Source organism: Enterobacter cloacae complex sp. 2022EL-00981, assembly GCF_028737495.1.
Taxonomy (GTDB): Bacteria; Pseudomonadota; Gammaproteobacteria; order Enterobacterales; family Enterobacteriaceae; genus Enterobacter; species Enterobacter cloacae.
In genome coordinates this window covers 19,602-39,746 of the sequence record NZ_JAQZRK010000037.1, presented here as the reverse complement: position 1 = coordinate 39,746, position 20,145 = coordinate 19,602, and the positions used below count along the sequence as shown (strand labels likewise).

Genomic DNA, 20,145 nt, shown 5'->3' with positions numbered 1-20,145 from the left:
TCCTCCCTTTCTGAATGTAAGAGCCTGCAGAAATAAGTATAGCCACAAAAAAACCGACGCTTTTAGCGTCGGTTTTTTACTTCAGTCAGTTATCCGTCAGGACATTCTGGTAGCGGTGCAGCATAAACACCAGCCGCGCTACCGGCTCTGTCACCTGAGGAGGTGCTTCCCAGACCCTGAGCTTCTCCTGGTAGACATCCAGCTCTTCCAGCAACTGCTTAAAGTAACGGCGTCGTTTGTCATCACTGGAGGCGGAAAGCACATGGTCCGCGGTACGGCGCAACTGGCGGTGGAATGCCGACAGATCGTCGTTGATGGGCACCGGTGCGTTACGCAGACGCTGATGCGCAATGATCATGGTTAACGCCAGACGAAAGCGGGCAATGTCGCCAGGGAACTTATTCAACAGTAAAAACAGCTGCTGATAGAGCGCAGGCAGATGGTTCTCTTTACGGCGCGCAGTGTTGGTGGTCATGGAGGAGACCGCCGCCGAAACGAACTGGTTCAACAGCACGCGACCTGTTCGCGCCTGGGAATTGTCGCGCACCAGCAGAATCACCATCATCGCCAGGAAACAGCCCACCAGCTGACCCAGGGCGCTGTCGAGGAACTGGCTGAAATGGAACGTCATGGGGTTATCCAGCACCAGAATATTAATAGTACTGGCGAGGGCACCGAGCGATCCCAGACGGCGCTTCTGCACTTCTATCCCGATAAAGAATGCCATTACCGCGAGACTGATACAGAGCAGCAACATGCTCTGCTGCGTGGACGGGAGGATCACCAGGAAATAGAGCGCGCCAAGCGGTAACGCGGCAATCGTGCCGTACAGGAAATCGATAGCGACCATACGCGGGTTGGGCAGACGCATTGCCAGCGCCGTGACGACAGCAATCATGACCATCGCGCCGCTGCCGGAGGTCCAGCCAGTCCACAGCCAGAACAGCGTGCCGAGCATACAGGCAAGCGTGGTACGCCAGAAGTTGACCATCGCGTGGTGGCGCTCAGCCGATTCCGCCTTGATCACCACTTCACCCTGCAGGACTTCCTCTTCCGCCGCGCTGATTTTCGTATTGCCGATCACGCCCCGTTTCAGCAGCAGGTAGCGCGTCGCGGCGCCAACCCACGTATAAATGGTCACCGGTGTGTCGCGCTCTCCGGTCCAGGCGATGACCCGCCGCATGCGTTTGAGCTGCTTATGTACGTCCTGCACCGTTTCCACCGGCTCGGCAAACAGTTCGCGAAAGGTATCGGTAACCGATTCCGGGCGGGTGTTCTGAATAAGGTAGGTTTCGCACGCCTGGGTAATCAGCGTTAAGGAGACGGTATTGATCGCTTTAAGACGACGGTTGGCACGCGCCCAGCGCGAGGACTCCATATTAAGGTTACTGCGCATCCCTTCCAGCGCCTGCGTGCGGCGAACCAGTCCACTCCAGGCTTTGTCCACCTCTTCGCTGTCACCGTGCTTGATGCAGAGCTGCATCAGCTGATACTGGGAGACGATCAGCGCATCCAGTTCGCGATCCACCTCCTGTTTGATGGAGCGAGGGGAGAAAAGCAGGTCAGCAACAATTGCGCAGACGATACCAATCACGATCTCACTGCAGCGTTCCACGGCAAACTGCGGCGCGAGCAGCGGTTCGGTTTGAATGGTGATGACAATAATCAGTGCGGTATAACCCGCCAGCCCCCAGGCGTAAGAGTTTTCGACCTTCACCAGAGAGGAGAGCCAGGTGCAGAAGCCCGCCCAGATACAGCACACCAATACCATCAACAGTGGCGTGCGGATCATCAAAATGATAATGGTGAGCGCGGCGATACAGCCGATAAACGTCCCGATGATACGCAGCATCCCGCGATAGCGGATCGCCCCGGAGTAAGGCTCCCCACCTGCCGCGAATGCCGGGCCAGCCGCGACAATCGCCGCCGTTAACACCGCCCAGCGGGGGGTTTCCAGCTGGAAGTGAAAGCCGACAAACAGCGCCAGCACAATGGCACTCGCCAGCTTCACGGCGAAGCGAATGTGCTGGCTGGCGATAGTAAAGATCCCCATAGCGATTAACCAAACTCGCGCAGACGATGGGCGATTTTACGGAAAATAGAGTCCTGGCTGGCGTCCCGGTCTTTCTCACCGGTGATCACCACCGTCGCGGTTGTGCCCGCAGGCCACAGGTTGCCCTGCTGTTCGTCCAGATGAATACGTACCGGCACACGCTGGGCCAGGCGCACCCATTCCAGGTTGGAATCAACCGTCGCCATCCCTTTCGCATCATTGGAGCTGCTGGAGTTGGTGACGCCAGCCGCAACGCTATCTACGGTACCTTTAAAGACGCGGTTACTGCCAAGCGGCGTGATCTCTGCGCGGTAGCCCGGACGAACGCCTTCCAGTTTGGTCTCTTCCATATAGGCAAGCACATAGAATGAGTTTTGTTTCACCAGCGCCACGGCGGTTGAACCGCGGGTGATAAACTCCCCGGCATAGACATTCAGGTTGGTGACCCAGCCATCGGCAGGTGCGCGGATCACGGTACGCTCCAGATCGAGCTTCGCCAGGTCGCGCGTCGCCTGCGCCTTTGCCAGCTGATGCAGCACGGTTTGCAGCACGTTGTTAGACTGATCGATCTCTTCCCGGGACATCGCCTGAACCCCCAGCTGGTTACGGCGGCCCGCCTCGCGGCGTTTCTCCGCAGCCAGCGCCTGGTAATAGGCGACATCCGCTTCCGCTTCTTCCAGTGCTTTCTGGTAACGCGGCTGGTCAATGGTGAACAGCACCTGGTCTTTCTTCACCAGCTGGTTATCGTGGACGTTAACCGCCGTGATAAGACCGGCCACGTCGGGGGCGATCGCCACGACATCGGCGCTAAAACGCGCGTCACGCGTCCACGGTGATTCGGTGTAATAGACCCAGGCGCGAAAAATAGCGATGAACGCGAGGATAACCAGCGCCATGGTGATGGCGGTGCGGGAGATTTTTCTTGTTAGCGTTTTCACATCAACCTCAGACAAACATGCGCGATATCAGGTAGAACAGGCAGCAATACAGCGCGGTATTGAACAATGCAGGGTGCCAGACGAAATCGTAGATCCCGGTAGGAACCAGCACCTTGCGCACCAGCCAGAAGATCGCCAGTGATAAAAGAAGCTCGAAAAATATCGGTGGGAACGACAGACCGAACACCACGATAACGGGAAACAGACTCATGTTGACCTTGATAAGAGAGAGTGCAGGCTTCAGAATTTTTAGCGCACGCCACCGCGGGAGAGCAAGAAACGCCGGGCGAGAATGGCGCAGCCGTTATGTAATTAATAATATATTAACGTAACTGTTATGCTGTTATCTATAATATGTGATCTAAATCACTTTTAAGCCAGAGTGAACAATGGAACGTTTAAAACGCATGTCGGTCTTCGCCAAAGTGGTTGAACTTGGCTCATTTACTGCTGCTGCCCGGCAGTTGCAGATGAGCGTCTCCTCCATCAGTCAGACGGTGTCAAAACTGGAAGATGAACTGCAGGTGAAGCTGCTCAACCGCAGCACCCGCAGTATTGGTCTGACGGAGGCGGGTAAAATTTACTATCAGGGCTGTCGCCGCATGATGCATGAAGTGCAGGATGTTCACGAGCAGCTCTATGCCTTTAACAACACGCCCATCGGGACACTGCGGATTGGCTGTTCTTCAACTATGGCACAAAATGTTCTCGCCGCCATGACCGCTGAGATGCTGAAAGAATATCCGGGATTAACCGTGAATCTGGTTACCGGTATTCCCGCCCCGGACCTGATCGCAGACGGGCTGGATGTGGTGATCCGCGTTGGCGCGCTGCAGGACTCCAGCCTCTTCTCCCGTCGACTCGGGAGTATGCCGATGGTGGTCTGTGCCTCGAAGAGCTATCTGGCGCAGTACGGCGTGCCGGAGAAACCAGCCGATCTCGCCAACCACTCCTGGCTGGAGTACAGCGTCCGCCCCGATAATGAATTTGAACTGATTGCCCCGGAAGGCATTTCTACCCGACTGCTGCCGGAAGGACGGTTTGTTACCAACGATCCGATGACCATCTCGCGCTGGCTGGTGGCGGGCGCCGGGATCGCTTACGTCCCGTTAATGTGGGTGATCAATGAGATCAACAGCGGAGTGCTGGAGATCCTGTTCCCTCGCTACCAGTCCGATCCGCGTCCGGTGTATGCCCTGTATACCGAAAAAGACAAACTGCCGCTTAAGGTGCAGGTGTGCATTAACTATCTGACCGAGTATTTTGTGGAGGTCGCGGAACTGTTTCAGGGCATGCGGGGAAGAAGGAAAGAGTAAGTATTTCCCCTCTCCCCGTTGGGGAGAGGGTTAGGGTGAGGGGAGAAAATTACGCCGTGCCGCCCACCGTGAGGTTATCGACCTTCAGTGTCGGCTGGCCCACGCCCACTGGCAGGCTCTGGCCCTCTTTACCGCAGACGCCCACGCCGTTGTCCAGCTTGAGATCGTTACCGACCATGGAGATCTGCTGCATGGCTTCGATACCGGAACCAATCAGCGTCGCGCCTTTCACCGCTTTGGTCACTTTGCCTTTTTCGATCAGATACGCTTCTGACGTAGAGAAGACGAATTTACCGGAGGTGATGTCCACCTGACCACCGCCAAAGTTTGGCGCGAAGATCCCGTAATCAACAGACTCGATGATCTCCTGCGGCGTGGACTGGCCTGGCAGCATGTAGGTGTTAGTCATACGCGGCATCGGCAGATGCGCATAAGATTCACGACGGCCGTTACCCGTTGGCGCCACGCCCATCAGGCGCGCGTTCAGTTTGTCCTGCATATAGCCTTTCAGCACACCGTTTTCGATCAGCACGTTGTACTGACCCGGCGTACCTTCATCATCGATGGAGATAGAGCCACGGCGATCAACCATGGTACCGTCATCCACCACCGTGCACAGTTCAGAGGAGACAAGCTGCCCTATCTGACCGCTAAATACCGAGGTGCCGCGGCGGTTAAAGTCCCCTTCCAGACCATGCCCCACGGCTTCATGCAGCAGCACGCCCGGCCAGCCAGCGCCCAGTACCACCGGGAATGTCCCCGCAGGTGCCGCCACGGCAGAAAGATTCACCATCGCCATACGCACGGCTTCTTTTGCCCACGCGTCGGCACGGGCTTCACCGTCGACGTCACCCAGGAACCAGTCATAACCAAAACGACCACCGCCGCCGCTTGAGCCACGCTCGCGCTTGCCGTCCTCTTCCACCTGCACGCTGATGGAGAGACGCACCAGCGGACGGACATCCGCCGCCAGGGTGCCGTCCGTCGCCGCGACCAGAATCAGTTCATAGACACCGCTCAGGCTGGCAGACACTTCCTGTACGCGTTTATCAGCAGCACGCGCCACTTTGTCCACGCGGCGCAGGATATCCAGCTTCTCTTCACGGCTCATGCTCTGCAGCGGGTCGATGCAGGTGTAGAGCGCAGAATGCTGCACCTCACCCAGCGTTTTAACACGGCCATCGCCTGCGTCACGCACGATGGTACGTGCCGCCTGCGCGCTCTGCTCCAGCGCAGCCAGGCTTATCTGGTCCGCATAGGCAAAACCGGTTTTCTCGCCGCTGATGGCGCGCACGCCAACGCCCTGGTCAATGTTGTAAGAACCATCTTTGATGATGCTGTCTTCTAAAACCCAGGATTCGTGATAGCTCGACTGGAAATAGAGATCGCCGTAGTCGAGACGGCGTTCGGTCAGTTGACCAAGAATGGAGAACAGATCCTGATGACTCAGGCCGTTCGCTGCGAGCAAATGTTCACTTACCAGGTTCAGACTCATCGTATTGCTACTCGTTCGTTGCCGCCTGTGGCGGTATAAAGATCGTATTTATTGAGAGTGAGGCAATTACCTGCCCACGTCAAATCATTGCTGTGCATCTTTGCGCGGCTGGCGCAGCACTTCATTAATCTGCGGTTTATCCACCGGACCGGTGATGCGGTAGCGCAGAATAGAGACTTTGCTCCACAGCGGCCCCAGCACTTTACTGGCGGCAAACACCGCAGCACCAACAATCGGGTTCACCACAAAGGCGGCTGCCACCCCCACGCTCGCGGAGATTTCTGGCGCCACCACGGCTTCCATATCCAGCTCGCGACGTACAAGGTTAACCGAGCCCTTCATGGCGATATCCGCTTCCAGGCCGTCCACCAGCGTGTCGTCCGTATGCATAACGCCGTCCTTGATCCATGCCGTACTGCGGATGGAATCGTAGTAGAACCCTTCACTGAAGGTATCGCTGAAATCGAAACGCAGCTTACGCAGCAGCGCATCAAAGCTCAGAAGACGCAGGATCTGCCCGGCGCGTCCCGTGCTCACATCGGCAATTTCACCTTTTCCGAAGCGGGTTTTCAGTATGCCGTTAAGCGAGGCCTCATCCGGCTTCCACGGCGCGTCACGCCAGTGAAGATCGTAATCGACGTCAAATGACGAGCCGCGCAGCGGCGTGCTGATACCAAAGAAATTGGCTGCCGCATCCAGTTTGTTACCCTTAATGTCGCCTTTCAGCGAGGTGCGCTGTTCGCCTGGGTTATTCACCCACTCGCCCGCCGCCGTCAGACGACCAAAGCCGGTATCCACCAGCCCACCCGTGAGGCTCAGCGTGTTGCCCTGAATCGCGAAGTCACCGTCAATGCGGCCATATTTTTGTCCCCACAGCCAGCACTCAGCACAGCGCAGTTGCAGATCCGGCCAGCCGCTGAAGTCCACGCGGGAAGTGTTACTCAACGGCGATGCCGGAGTCGATTGATCTTTCCCGCCCGCCGTTGCCGGGTTGTAGTAGAGATAGCGGATTGCCGCCTGCCACGGGGCGTTATCGCGCATGGTCAGGGTGGCGTTGATCTCCCTGCCCTGAGCCTCTACTTTCGAGCCGTTAGCCGTGGGCTGAGAGACGATACTCAGGTTGTTCCACTGTTGCCCACCCAGCGTGAGCGACGGTGTGCGCACGGTGACGGTTTGCGGGAACTGCGCCGCCTCATCCACGTTTTGCCCGACGCCTTTCTGGAACAGCGCCAGCCACTGCGCGCCATCCATCGGCGGGAGATTCAGCTCAATGCCCTGGTGATCCGGGAGCGGAGGCGTGGTTCGGCTGTCCGTCGTCCAGATGGCTTTGTCCAGGGTCAGCTTACGGTTGAGCAGCCAGCGGCTGTTGAAATGATTCGTGCCACCCGCGCTGCCGGTTAACTCGAAGCTGTTCAGGTTGCCCACGACGTTAAGCGTCACGGGCAGCGCCTGTCCGGCCTGTTTATCCAGCGGTGCAGGCAGCTGGCTGCTGAGATTTTTCAGATCGCCAGTAAGGTCGACCTTATACTTCGTACCGGCGTGGTAGGGCAGTTTAATATCCACCTTCCCCTTCCAGGCGGCTGCACCATCAACCGACTCCTGAATGGGTTTCGGCAGTACATCCATCCGCGAGGGTTGCCAGTTACCGTCCAGATTGACAGCCACCTGGTAGGCCTTCTCCCCCTCGATGGTCGAGAAGTCGATGTTGACGGGCTGATTGAACCAGTTGGCTGTGAGCGGCTCACTCTTCAGGTTGCCGTTCACAAAGCTGAACTGCCCGCTGAGGTTCTTCAGCGTACTTTCCAGCGGTTTGATATACAGGCTGTTGTTGTTCAGGCGGACATCACCTTTGGCGGTGGTCATTTCGCCGTCCAGCGGGATATCCAGATGTAAGCGAGCATTCACATCGCCATCAAGCTGGAGTTGCTCAAGCGTGGCAGCCAGCGAAGCTTTCAGCGGCGTCTCTTCAAAATAGGGACCGACCGCCTTGCCCGGCCCGTTGATATCGGCATCAATCAGCAGTTTCTCTTTTGAGTAATCGGGGATATTTGCCGTCAGGTTGGTGGCCGTCACGCCGCCCAGCGCGACGCTGTCTGACTTCATCCACAACCCGTCATTGAGAAAATTAAGCTCGATATCGAGGTTTTTCAGTGCAGGCCAGCCCGGCTGGAACGCAAAGGTAGCGTTGTGCAACGGCACCAGCACCTGGAACTGACCTTCGTTATGTTTGTATGGGAAAAGATGCGGATTACCGCCATAGGCCAGGGTGGCGTTATCCGCCTGACCGCCCTGGATCGCCCCGCTCAGGTAGTCCACGAGCGCTTTACCCATCAGGTTTTCCGGGAAGTAACGCCAGGCCTGAGAACCGTCGCTGGTGCTGATCCCCGCCAGAATACCCAGCCACGGCTCTTCACCTTCAGGCTTTAAATAGCGGAAATCCCCGCGGGCATGAACCGCTTTGGCTTTCACATCGATATGGCGGCCATCAAGCTGGAAGCCCTTATCGTTGCGCAGCCAGTTAAGCACCGCGTTGCCTTTTTCAATTTCCAGAGGTGCCCTGAAGACCGTTTCGTAAGGCATTTTGGCGTCATGCATCTCAACGGTCAGCCTGCCGTTCTCAACGCTGCCCTCCAGCTTGCCGCTGAAGTTTTCAGCCCCCGGCAGCAGTTTCCACTGTTTCCAGGCCAGATCTTTCCACGTCGCCTGGAAGCGGGTTTTCTCGGTTGCCTGCAGCGGGATATCCAGCGCGAGGGCGTCAATTTCCCCACTTGGCTGCGTTGCCAGCCAAACGTCACCCAAATCCGGAGAGAGCTTCGCTGCCATGGAGCGCAGCCCTTCAATGGCCGCCAAATCGAGATGCGTGGCGCGGATACGCAGCTCATCGCTACGCTTATTATTCGTGCCGCCGACATCCTGCTCAGGCATCCATGCCAGCGTCAGCGCGCCGCGCGGCCAGGGTTTGCCGTCCATGGTGATGCGCGTATCCGGGATGGCAAACTGCCAGCCCCCTTTCTCTTTCGTCACATGTGCGGTGAGGTTATCTACAGAGAGTTGATGCTGCTTGCTTTCGCCTTGCCAGCTTGCACCGCCCTGCTTCAGCCAGATATCGCCGCTGGCGAACACGCCTTTCGTCAGGGTCATCCAGCCTTCCAGGCTAAAACGGGCCGTTTCCAGCTGCATGTTTTGCTGCAGCCAGTCGCCGAGCCACGGCTTCACATCCACGTCGTCAGCCTGTAGCCACACCTTGCCGTTGTTGAGCAAGCCGTCGTCGTCACGCAGATCCATACGGACCTGCATGACCCCATGCTGGCCGTTCAGGCTGGAGAGGTTCACCTGCCCCTCGGCACGGTGACGCTCTTTGCCGTTAAGCCAGGTCAGTTGGGGGATCTTGAGTTCGGCGCGTTGGCCGGAAAGGGTAATAAAGCTCACTTCGCTGTCGCGCAGATCGAAATGATCGAACTGACGCAGGAAGAGATCGCTCAGGCGGTTGGCTTCAAGGCTCTGCGTGTTATCCCCGCCGGAGAGCGGCGTGTTGGTCAAAAACTGAAGCTGATAAAAGGTGAGATCGCGGAACTGCCAGCGCATGTGCAGCAGGCTTTGCCAGACATCCAGTGCCAGGGTCACGCGTTTGATTTTCAGATAGCCGCCATCTTTCAGGCTGGCACTGATGTCCCGGGCATCCAGCGTCGGGCCAAAGTTTTGCCAACTGGCGCTGACCTGGCTTACGTCAACCGGCACACCGGTGGCGGATTCGATCTTCGCCAGCACCTGCGGACGCCAGCTGTCCAGATGCGGTAAAACGAGGCGCAGCCCGCTCACGAGCAGCGCGACAATCACGACAAGCGTTGCCCCTGTAAGCAGTAAAATCCCCGGCAATCGCCTCACGCATCTCTCCTTGTCAGCTTTTTCACGCAGCGAACTGCGTCTTACATCATGACGACGTCAAATTGCTCCTGGTTATAGAGCGGCTCAATTTGTACTTTTACCTGTTTGCCGACAAAGATTTCCACTTCCGCCAGCGCGTGCGACTCTTCACCTTTCAGCGCTTCAGCCACCGCAGGGGAAGCATAGACCAGAAAACGATCGGAGTCGTAGGCATGATGAACGCGGACAATTTCACGCATGATCTCATAGCAGACGGTCTCCACCGTCTTTACGGTGCCGCGTCCGTGGCAGGTTGGACACTCGTTACACAGCACATGTTCCACACTTTCACGGGTCCGTTTACGCGTCATTTCCACCAGCCCCAGCTGTGAGAAGCCGTTAATGCTGGTTTTTACGCGATCTTTACTCAGCGCCTGCTCAAGCGAGTGCAGTACACGACGACGATGGTCTTCATTATTCATATCGATAAAGTCGATGATGATAATGCCACCCAGGTTGCGCAGACGAAGCTGGCGCGCAATAGCCTGTGTCGCTTCAATATTGGTATTGAAGATGGTGTCATCCAGGTTGCGATGGCCGACAAACGCACCGGTGTTGATGTCCACGGTGGTCATTGCTTCGGTCTGATCGATGATCAGATAACCGCCGGACTTCAGTTCAACCTTGCGCTCCAGCGCACGCTGGATCTCATTTTCGACATCATAGAGATCGAAGATTGGCTGACGCCCGGTGTAATGTTCCAGCAGGCCAGGCATTTCCGGAATGTACTCAGCGGTAAATTCGAGCAGCGCTTCGTAGGTGAGGCGCGAGTCCACGCGGATTCGGTCGAGCTGAGCATCAGCAAAATCACGCAGCACGCGCTGGGCAAGCGCCAGCTCACCGTACAGCTGATAGCGGGTCTGGTTGCGTTTTTTACGCTCCATCACCTTGGTCCAGACGCGCTTCAGGTAAGCCGCATCGGATGCCAGATCCTCTTCGCTAACCCCTTCGGCGGCGGTTCGGATGATAAACCCGCCCTGTTCGTCGCAGTAGGCGCTGACCACTTTCTTAAGGCGCTCGCGCTCGCTTTCACTTTCAATACGCTGGGAAACCCCCACGTGCGACGCGCCGGGCATAAATACCAGGTAACGGGAAGGTAATGTGATGTCGGTTGTCAGACGGGCGCCTTTGGTGCCAAGGGGGTCTTTCACCACCTGCACCATCAGATCCTGCCCCTGACGCACCAGCTCCGAAATGTCGCGTACGGCAAACTGCTTTTGCTCTTCGCCTGCGACACACTCGGTATGCGGCATGATATCGGAGGCATGTAAAAATGCCGCCTTATCCAGTCCAATATCTACAAAAGCCGCCTGCATACCCGGCAGTACGCGGCTGACACGACCTTTGTAGATATTGCCTACTATTCCGCGTCGCGCTTCACGCTCAATATGAATTTCCTGAAGAATGCCACCATCAATGTAGGCCACACGGGTTTCCGATGGCGTTACGTTTACCAACAATTCAGCCGTCATAATTATCCCTTCCCTCACGCAGTGAGTTAAAATTGCTCAGCAACTCATACGTTTCCACCAGCGGTAAGCCGACTACGGCGTGATAGCTGCCATTTATCTTCCTGACAAAACAGCCACCCAGCCCTTGAATACCGTATGCACCTGCTTTATCCATCGGTTCACCGCTGGCAATATACGCGGCGATCTCGTCGTTGGTCAGTACTCTGAAGGTCACGTCCGTCACCACCAGACAATCCAGCACGTGCTTGCTGTCCGCCAGCGCCACCGCGGTCATCACCTGATGCGTTTGCCCGGACATTTTGTGCAGCATATGTGCTGCATGCTCAGCGTCTCGCGGTTTCTCAAGCACTTCACCGTTAAGGATAACGATGGTATCCGCCCCCAGCACCGGCAGGTCGCGTGGCACGCACGCAACGCCAGCCTGCGCTTTCTCACGCGCCAGGCGAGAAACATACTGCTGAGCACTTTCGCCCTCAGCACGTTTTTCTTCGATGCCGGTAACGATACGTTCAAAAGCGATGCCCAACTGCGTGAGCAACTCCTGACGACGTGGAGAACCGGAGGCAAGATAGATAGACGTCATAGAAACCTTTTACTGCACAGCAAACTGCTGGCGAACCTTACGCATCAGCAGGAACAGCCACGGCCAGAGCACACCGTTGACTACACTACTCCAGAATACTTCGGGTCGGAAAGAGACGTTGATCACTAAAAACTCTGCCCAGAAAACAACGATATCCGCGGCAAGCGACAACAACATCACGACCAGCGCCTGTTGCCAGAGCGCGAGGTTACGAAAGAGCTGGAATTTGAGTGCAACGAGATATGCAATGATGCTCATGGATAACGCGCGAACACCCAGCGTTGAGCCACTAATGAGATCCAGTATGGCACCCATTACAAAGCCTGTGCCAACATTTACGCGGTGCGGCAGGGCGAGGATCCAGTAGAGCAAAATGAGCAATACCCAGTTTGGCCGGTAAACAAGAATGTCGTCCGGCCAGGGCATTATCTGCAGCAACAGCGCGATGAGAAACGAGAGCCAGATAACCCAGCGTCCCTGGCTACGATAACTGGCCACTACTGCCCTCCGGATGAGAGTTTAGGCGGTGGCGGCGCATCCGTTATCCCGGTCGCCGGCGCGGGTACTGGCGCAGGCGGCCCCATCGCATCCGGAGCAGGAAGAACCTGCGGCATCATCTGCATCAGGCGCTCATTGGCAACGCGATGCACCTCTTCAGGCGTCATTGGGTTGGCACCGTTACGATCGGCTCCCCACAGCAGCAGCAGGTAGCGAAGACGCTGTAAACCCGCCGTTGGACGCGCCTGAATCACGGTGTAGGCACGCTGCGTATCAAGCTTCACAGAAGAGACAACCGCAACCGGATACCCTTCAGGGAAACGTCCACCCAGACCGGAGGTGACCAGCACGTCGCCCACACGGATATCCGTGTTGGCTGGCAGGTGCTCCAGCTGCAGATCGTCCGTGCAGCCGTTACCCGCCGCAATGACGCGAATATCGTTACGCAGAACCTGAATAGGCAGCGCATGGGTGGCATCGCAGATCAGCAGTACACGGCTGGTCAGTTTGGCGACGGCGACCACCTGGCCCACCACACCTTTATCACTGATAACAGGCTGACCTTCATACACACCATTCACGCTACCTTTGTCGATCACCACCTGATCGCTGTAAGGATCGTTTACGGTGGAGATCACCTGCGTCACCATCTTCTGCTCATCCTGACGCAGCGGCGATCCAAGCAGCTCACGCAGACGCGCATTTTCCTGCTTGTATTGCCCTAACATCAGCAGTTCGCTGTTTTTCAACAGCAGTTCCTGGCGCAATGCCCGGTTTTCAAGTTCGAGTTGGTCACGTGAGGACAGCGTTTGAGAAACGGAGTCGAGCAGTTCACGGGGACCATTGGATATAAAGTAGAAAGGACTGACGGCGGTATCCATGTACGTTCTGATCTGGCTGAACGTACCGAGGCGGCTATCGGCAATAATGACACCAAGCGCAACCAGAACCGCCAGGATCAGGCGAAACTGTAGCGAGGGGCCACGGCTAAAAATTGGCTTCATAGGCTATGCGTATTCTCGTGTCAGAGAGAAAGGGTAGCGATTCGCTACCCTTTCACCATGACTACTCTTCGCTGAACAAGTCGCCGCCGTGCATGTCGATCATTTCCAGCGCCTTGCCACCACCACGGGCGACGCAAGTCAGTGGATCTTCTGCAACTACGACAGGAATACCTGTCTCTTCCATTAACAGGCGGTCGAGGTTACGCAGCAGCGCACCACCACCGGTCAGAACCATACCGCGCTCAGAGATATCGGACGCCAGTTCAGGCGGGCACTGTTCCAGCGCAACCATCACCGCGCTCACGATACCGGTCAGCGGCTCTTGCAGCGCTTCCAGAATTTCGTTGGAGTTCAGGGTAAAGCCGCGTGGCACACCTTCCGCCAGGTTACGGCCGCGCACTTCGATTTCGCGAACTTCATCACCCGGATAAGCAGAACCGATCTCGTGCTTGATGCGCTCAGCGGTCGCTTCACCGATCAGGGAGCCGTAGTTACGGCGCACGTAGTTAATGATCGCTTCATCGAAACGGTCACCACCGATACGCACGGAAGAGGAGTAAACCACGCCGTTCAGGGAAATAACGGCCACTTCAGTAGTACCACCACCGATATCAACCACCATCGAACCGGTAGCTTCAGAAACAGGCAGGCCTGCACCGATAGCCGCAGCCATTGGCTCTTCAATCAGGAACACTTCACGCGCGCCTGCACCCTGAGCAGATTCGCGAATTGCGCGACGTTCTACCTGGGTCGCACCGACCGGCACACAAACCAGCACACGTGGGCTTGGACGCATGAAGCTGTTGCTGTGAACCTGCTTGATGAAGTGCTGAAGCATTTTTTCAGTCACGAAGAAGTCAGCGATAACGCCGTCTTTCATTGGGCGGATCGCGGCGATGTTACCTGGGGTACGACCCAGCATCTGCTTCGCGTCATGACCCACTGCGGCTACGCTTTTCGGCGAGCCGGCACGATCCTGACGAATGGCCACAACAGAAGGCTCATTCAATACGATGCCTTGTCCTTTTACATAAATAAGGGTATTCGCGGTACCCAGGTCAATGGACAGGTCATTGGAAAACATGCCACGAAATTTTTTCAACATACTAAGGGATAATCCTGAAAGCTGGGGCGGAAAACAAAATCCGCTTACTTTACCAACCACACGCAGCAGCGACAAGGCGCAAAAATCACCTGCTGCGGTGAAAATTTGTGCAGTACGTTTCCTTCTGTTACAAATTCATCCCCTGACTCCCTCAGGGCTGAGTACACAGTAGCGTTCCTCACTTTCATTTGTAACCCGCTAAAGGTCGTTCACTGGCTTTTTGCTCGTCATACTCAAAGCTACAGGCGCGATATTCTACGTGAAAACAGCGTAAACGGCAGGTCAAACAGAGTATCTTTGCAAATATTTTTTCACATTGGTGTCAAGCGGCTGAGAGGCGGCAAAAAAATCCCCCTGACCGCCCATCACACCACGCTCTGTCAACATCTGCCATTCGCCTCTGGAGCGCACGCCCGTGGCAAATACTTGTGTTCGCGTTCCCTTGCACGCTTCCACCAGACTCTGCACCAGCAGCTGGTTTTCCGTGCGCTTTTCAATATTCCTGACCAGCCCCGGATGTAGCTTTAATAATTCCACATCCAGCTCCTTGATCCAGCTGGTACTGACCAGCGTCAGGCCCGCCTGTGTCACCGCCACACGCGCACCCAGCGCATTGATCAAACGTACCACCGGACGTAACCGGCTGATGTGTTGACCAACATCCGCCTCTGCAAGTTCAAAAATAATGTGTTTGCGTTGCGATTTTTCGCATTGCATTAATGTATCGCGCAGCCAGCGTTGAAAACGCGGGCGAATTAACGACTCGACGGTCACCTGTAATGCCAGACTTTCTTCAGGCCAAAAAGATAAAAACGGAATCAGTCGGCTAATTTGCTGACGGTCATACTCTTCGGAGAGTCCAAATTGCAGGACCATCGGCAGATATTCCGCTGAAATAACCTCTTCCGTGCCGTCAAAAATGCGACACATTAATTCACGGTGGTGAACATGGCCGTTTTTCATCACCGCTGGTTTTTGATAAAGGCGGGGGCCACCGCGGCTCAACATTTGTTCAATCAGGGTACGCCAGCGCACATTGCCACGCCCTTTCTCAGGCAGGGAATCGTCATATACCGCCCAACCGTTCGCCCCTTGCAGCACCGCGTTTCGGGTTGCCGCTTCCGCATGCTCCATCACCTGTTCAGTTGACTGCCCGCCGCGCCAGGCGCAGATCCCCATATGCACCATATCATCCCGGTCGAGCATTTTGCTCTGCGGCAGCGCATCCACCGCCTTCAGCAACTGGCTGGCGATGCTCTCCGACTCCTTAAGTGTGCGATGGGGTAACAACACCGCAAAGTCGCTGCGGTGATAGCGCGCCAGCAGCGCGCCGGGATAGCGCATAATAAAAGTCGACAGCAAGTTGATGAGCGTAAAGAGGTTCTCTTCCGCCACGCGGCGTCCCCAGGTATCGCGCAGGAGATCGAAATCCGGCAGACGAACCATCATGACGACCCCGTGCGTTCCCACTTTTTCCGGGTCGTCCAGCAGCGTGGCCAGTTGATTATCAAAGAACAGGCGGTTATTCAGACCGGTTTTGTTATCCTGCGCGGCATAGGAACGGATCAGCGTATCCATGCGGCTGCGCTGATCGCTGGCGAACTGAATTTCTGAAAGCAGCGTGTCCAGCGCGCTGCTGGTGCTGGACGGCCACTCATAGACCGACCCCCGCACCTGCGGGCCGCGTTCCCCGTTGAGTATTCGCACGGAGCGGTTTTCCAGCAGCTCCTGACCGGAGAGCTGACGGCGTAGCCAGCGAACCGCAAGAAAAATCAGCAGGACAATAAAGGCGACGGCAACGGTGAGTGGCGCGGTGGTCATCATCGAGCGGAAATAGCTGGCCATGGGATCGAGGTAGACCAGGCGTATCGTCATCCCCGGATTTTTAAGGGAATGGACATTCACTTCCCGATACTGGCTCACGACGCCCGCAGGCCGATAGCTCCCCTGACGCTGATGGCTTAATACCGGATGCTTTCCCTGCGTGATGTCGACCTGCACAATATCAACCGGTACCATCAATTCATCCAGCTCGCGGGAGAGTTCCGGTAGCGGAGTGGTAATCAGACGCGTATCAATAACTGACGCAACAGACTCAACCCGGTTGACCAGCTTGTCCTGAATGGCGTTATAAAAGCTCAGGGAGCAGCCAAGGAGCGTGACAAAAATGGTTAACCCCGTCAGCAACGTGATAAAAGCTGAGAACTTCGTCGTTAATCGCATCCTTGAGATTACTCCGTGGGTTGATGGGTAGCGAGTAAGCGCTAACTTGCATTTCAAATGCGCCATACTACCAAACCTGGTGTATCTGGCAATTTATTGCGTTAAATCGGCATAGCGTTTCATTGAGCGAGTATAGTCTTCAGAACGCATTTTCCAATCATCAGAATAGTGAGGATCCTGTATGCAGGCTTTGATCTTAGAACAGCAGGACGGCAATACCGTTGCCTCGGTGCAAGCCCTTGATGAGAGCCGTCTGCCCGAAGGCGACGTCACCGTCGACATCGACTGGTCCAGTCTGAATTACAAGGATGCCCTGGCCATCACCGGCAAAGGTAAAATCATCCGAAATTTCCCGATGGTGCCAGGGATTGATTTTGCAGGCCACGTTCATTCCAGCGAAGATCCGCGGTTTCATGCCGGCCAGCAGGTGCTGCTCACCGGTTGGGGCGTCGGCGAAAATCACTGGGGCGGGCTGGCAACGCAGGCGCGGGTGAAAGGCGAGTGGCTGGTGCCCATGCCTGCTGGGCTGGATGGCCGCAAAGCGATGATTATCGGTACCGCAGGCTTTACCGCCATGCTGTGTGTCATGGCCCTTGAAGATGCCGGTATCCGCCCTGAGTCAGGCGAGATAGTCGTGACCGGGGCCAGCGGTGGCGTTGGCAGCACGGCGGTGGCTTTACTGCACAAACTGGGGTATCAGGTCGTCGCGGTCTCAGGCCGTGAAAGCACCCATGACTACCTGCGTCAGCTTGGTGCCAGCCGCATTCTTGGCCGCGACGAATTTGCCGAAACCCGTCCGCTGGAAAAACAGATCTGGGCCGGGGCGGTGGATACCGTCGGAAATAACGTGCTGGCAAAAGTGCTGGCGCAGATGAACTACGGCGGCTGCGTGGCGGCCTGCGGTCTGGCGGGCGGTTTTGCGCTGCCAACCACCGTTATGCCCTTTATCCTGCGTAACGTGCGCCTGCAGGGTGTGGATTCCGTCATGACTCCGGCGGCCCGTCGTGCAGAAGCCTGGGAGCGTCTGGTACGCGACCTGCCTGAGTCCTTCTTCACGCAGAGTGCAACCGAAATCGCCCTCAGCCAGGCGCCGGAATATGCCGGTAAGATCATGGATAATCAGTTCCATGGCCGCGCGCTGGTGAAAATTGCCTAATCTTCAAATTTTCGTGACATATTCGCGCTAATCCTTCTCCTCCGTCATGCTTAGAAAAACGCATGACGGAGGATGCCATGAAAACCCGAAAACTGACGGAAGCCGACGTAACGTCCGAATCTGTCTTTATGTTACAGCGCCGCCAGATCCTGAAAATGCTTGGCATCAGTGCCACCGCGTTGTCGCTCACACCTGCGGCTCACGCTGATTTGCTCGACTGGTTTAAAGGCAACGATCGGCCAAAAGCCCCTTCCGGTGCCCCACTCACCTTTACGAAACCTGCCGAGTGGCAAAACAAACTGACGCTCACGCCAGAAGATAAAGTCACCGGTTATAACAACTTCTACGAATTCGGGCTTGATAAAGCCGATCCTGCGGCCAATGCAGGCAGCATGAAAACCGATCCGTGGACGTTGAAAATTGACGGCGAAGTGGCAAAACCCTTAACGCTGGATCACCACGATCTCACCACCCGTTTCCCGTTAGAGGAACGCATCTATCGTATGCGCTGCGTGGAAGCCTGGTCGATGGTGGTACCGTGGGTAGGTTTTCCGCTGCATAAGCTGCTGGCAATGGTTGAACCCACCAGCAATGCGAAATATGTCGCATTCCAGACGCGTTACGCCCCGGACGAGATGCCAGGCCAGAAGGACCGGTTCATCGGCGGTGGGCTTGCATATCCTTATGTAGAAGGATTACGCCTTGACGAAGCCATGCATCCTCTTACCCTTCTGACCGTCGGCGTTTACGGTAAAGCGCTCCCGCCGCAGAACGGCGCCCCCATCCGGCTAACGGTACCGTGGAAATATGGCTTCAAGGGCATTAAATCGATCGTCAGTATTAAGCTCACCCGCGAGCGTCCGCCCACAACATGGAATCTCGCCGCGCCGGACGAATACGGTTTCTTCGCCAACGTGAACCCGCATGTCGATCACCCACGCTGGTCGCAGGCGACGGAACGGTTTATCGGTTCCGGCGGGGCGCTGGATGTGAAGCGTCAGCCCACGCTGCTTTTTAACGGCTATGCGGATGAAGTGGCGTCGCTCTACCGTGGCCTCAATTTACGGGAGAACTTCTGAGTGCGTTTAACGGCAAAACAGGTAACCTGGCTGAAAGTGCTGCTGCATTTAGCCGGGTTGCTCCCGTTTATCTGGTTGTTCTGGGCCGCCAGCCAGGGGCTCTTTAGTGCCGATCCGGCTAAAGATATCCAGCACTTTACCGGTCGGATGGCTCTGAAATTTTTACTGGCGACCTTGCTGGTTTCGCCGCTGGCGCGCTACGCTAAACAGCCATTATTGATACGCACACGTCGGCTATTAGGGCTATGGTGTTTTGCCTGGGCCACGTTGCACCTGACCAGCTACGCGCTGCTGGAACTGGGGATTAACAACCTGGCACTGCTGGGCCGCGAACTGGTCACGCGTCCTTATCTGACGCTGGGCATTGTCAGTTGGCTGGTGTTACTGGCATTAGCGCTGACATCCACGCAATATGCGCAGCGAAAACTGGGTAAGCGCTGGCAGTTGCTGCACAACTTCGTCTATCTTGTCGCGATCCTCGCACCCATCCATTATCTGTGGTCCGTGAAGATCCTCTCGCCTCAGCCCATCCTCTACGCGCTGCTGGCTTTGGCGCTTTTAGCATGGCGTTACAAGAAGTTCCGCCAGTGGTTGCGATAGTTCGCGAAACTGTGCGTTTTCCCGCAGATTACTTATCAACCGCCATTCTTTTTCGGATAGCGGTTGATAATCTTCCCTGATAAGACCAGTATTTAGCTGCCAAATGCTACGAAATCGTTATAATGTGCGACTTTGGTTTTCCTGAATGCATTTTAGGAAAGTCATCAGGTGACTTTCGCGTTTCAAAGGTATATTTTGGTTTTTACCCGAGATTCGCAGGAGATAGCGACACAATGGCAGAAAAATTCCGAATCTTAGTTTTAAACGGACCGAACCTGAACATGCTCGGCACCCGTGAGCCAGAGAAGTACGGCACGCTGACATTAAGTGAAATTGTTAACCGTTTGGGCACGGAAGCAACGTCACTGAATGTGGATTTGGATCATTTTCAGTCAAACGCGGAGTACGCACTCATCGACCGTATTCATCAGGCTAAAGACACTGTGGACTATATCCTGATCAATCCGGCCGCGTTTACGCACACCAGTGTTGCTATCCGCGACGCACTGTTGGCGGTGAGTATCCCGTTTATCGAGATCCACCTCAGCAACGTGCACGCCCGAGAGCCGTTCCGCCACCATTCGTATCTGTCGGATATCGCCGCTGGCGTTATCTGCGGACTGGGCGCAGACGGTTATTCATACGCTTTACAGACAGCGGTAAAACGCCTGTCACAATCACACTAAACAAGAGTACGGA

General features: G+C 56.0%; 16 protein-coding genes. 5 read left to right on the top strand and 11 right to left on the bottom strand.

The annotated features are described in order from the left end of the window. Positions 1 to 85: 85 nt before the first annotated feature. Genes aaeB through aaeX form a run of 3 tightly spaced genes read right to left on the bottom strand, consistent with a single transcriptional unit; the run spans position 86 to position 3,202 of the window. Positions 86 to 2,053: a p-hydroxybenzoic acid efflux pump subunit AaeB gene (aaeB, locus tag PUZ33_RS22285; protein WP_013098977.1), complete on the bottom strand. Its 1,968-nt coding sequence runs from the start codon at positions 2,051 to 2,053 to the stop codon at positions 86 to 88. A gap of 5 nt (positions 2,054 to 2,058) precedes the next feature. After that, positions 2,059 to 2,991: a p-hydroxybenzoic acid efflux pump subunit AaeA gene (aaeA, locus tag PUZ33_RS22280; protein WP_013098978.1), complete on the bottom strand. Its 933-nt coding sequence runs from the start codon at positions 2,989 to 2,991 to the stop codon at positions 2,059 to 2,061. A gap of 7 nt (positions 2,992 to 2,998) precedes the next feature. Beyond that, positions 2,999 to 3,202 (bottom strand): p-hydroxybenzoic acid efflux pump operon protein AaeX, encoded by a 204-nt coding sequence (gene aaeX / locus PUZ33_RS22275; protein ID WP_003860416.1) that lies wholly within the window; start codon positions 3,200 to 3,202, stop codon positions 2,999 to 3,001. 178 nt (positions 3,203 to 3,380) lie between these two features. On the opposite strand from aaeX, the gene aaeR reads away from it, so the two are divergent. Next, the gene (gene aaeR / locus PUZ33_RS22270) at positions 3,381 to 4,307 is read left to right on the top strand and encodes an HTH-type transcriptional activator AaeR (protein ID WP_013098979.1); all 927 of its coding nucleotides are present in this window, start codon (positions 3,381 to 3,383) and stop codon (positions 4,305 to 4,307) included. 49 nt (positions 4,308 to 4,356) lie between these two features. Here the strand turns inward: aaeR and tldD are convergent, their stop codons facing one another. The 8 genes from tldD to csrD form a co-directional block, all read right to left on the bottom strand. Next, complete coding sequence (gene tldD, locus PUZ33_RS22265) at positions 4,357 to 5,802, bottom strand: metalloprotease TldD (protein ID WP_058680243.1); 1,446 nt, start codon at positions 5,800 to 5,802, stop codon at positions 4,357 to 4,359. 84 nt (positions 5,803 to 5,886) lie between these two features. Continuing rightward, entirely contained in the window at positions 5,887 to 9,687 is a 3,801-nt protein-coding gene (yhdP, locus tag PUZ33_RS22260) for an AsmA2 domain-containing protein YhdP (protein WP_274205370.1), read from the bottom strand. A gap of 41 nt (positions 9,688 to 9,728) precedes the next feature. Further along, complete coding sequence (gene rng, locus PUZ33_RS22255; protein ID WP_014833490.1) at positions 9,729 to 11,198, bottom strand: ribonuclease G; 1,470 nt, start codon at positions 11,196 to 11,198, stop codon at positions 9,729 to 9,731. Continuing rightward, positions 11,188 to 11,781, bottom strand: a complete 594-nt coding sequence (locus PUZ33_RS22250) for a Maf family protein (protein WP_038420713.1) — start codon at positions 11,779 to 11,781, stop codon at positions 11,188 to 11,190. Before PUZ33_RS22250 ends, rng begins: the two co-directional genes overlap by 11 nt. Positions 11,782 to 11,790: 9 nt before the next feature. Then, positions 11,791 to 12,279 (bottom strand): rod shape-determining protein MreD, encoded by a 489-nt coding sequence (gene mreD / locus PUZ33_RS22245; protein ID WP_013098985.1) that lies wholly within the window; start codon positions 12,277 to 12,279, stop codon positions 11,791 to 11,793. Next, positions 12,279 to 13,283, bottom strand: a complete 1,005-nt coding sequence (gene mreC / locus PUZ33_RS22240) for a rod shape-determining protein MreC (RefSeq protein ID WP_013098986.1) — start codon at positions 13,281 to 13,283, stop codon at positions 12,279 to 12,281. Before mreC ends, mreD begins: the two co-directional genes overlap by 1 nt. A gap of 61 nt (positions 13,284 to 13,344) precedes the next feature. Continuing rightward, a complete protein-coding gene (mreB, locus tag PUZ33_RS22235; protein WP_000913396.1) occupies positions 13,345 to 14,388 on the bottom strand; it encodes a rod shape-determining protein MreB in 1,044 nt (347 codons plus the stop codon). A 282-nt stretch (positions 14,389 to 14,670) separates the two neighbouring features. Then, positions 14,671 to 16,611: an RNase E specificity factor CsrD gene (csrD, locus tag PUZ33_RS22230; RefSeq protein WP_013098987.1), complete on the bottom strand. Its 1,941-nt coding sequence runs from the start codon at positions 16,609 to 16,611 to the stop codon at positions 14,671 to 14,673. A gap of 181 nt (positions 16,612 to 16,792) precedes the next feature. Here csrD and acuI point away from each other — a divergent pair, with 181 nt between their 5' ends. The 4 genes from acuI (at position 16,793) to aroQ (ending at position 20,132) form a co-directional block, all read left to right on the top strand. Beyond that, positions 16,793 to 17,767, top strand: a complete 975-nt coding sequence (acuI, locus tag PUZ33_RS22225) for an acrylyl-CoA reductase (NADPH) (RefSeq protein WP_045293540.1) — start codon at positions 16,793 to 16,795, stop codon at positions 17,765 to 17,767. A gap of 77 nt (positions 17,768 to 17,844) precedes the next feature. Beyond that, a complete protein-coding gene (msrP, locus tag PUZ33_RS22220) occupies positions 17,845 to 18,846 on the top strand; it encodes a protein-methionine-sulfoxide reductase catalytic subunit MsrP (RefSeq protein ID WP_013098989.1) in 1,002 nt (333 codons plus the stop codon). Then, entirely contained in the window at positions 18,847 to 19,446 is a 600-nt protein-coding gene (msrQ, locus tag PUZ33_RS22215) for a protein-methionine-sulfoxide reductase heme-binding subunit MsrQ (protein ID WP_013098990.1), read from the top strand. A gap of 233 nt (positions 19,447 to 19,679) precedes the next feature. After that, a complete protein-coding gene (aroQ, locus tag PUZ33_RS22210; RefSeq protein ID WP_040021895.1) occupies positions 19,680 to 20,132 on the top strand; it encodes a type II 3-dehydroquinate dehydratase in 453 nt (150 codons plus the stop codon). The last annotated feature ends 13 nt before the right edge of the window (positions 20,133 to 20,145 follow it).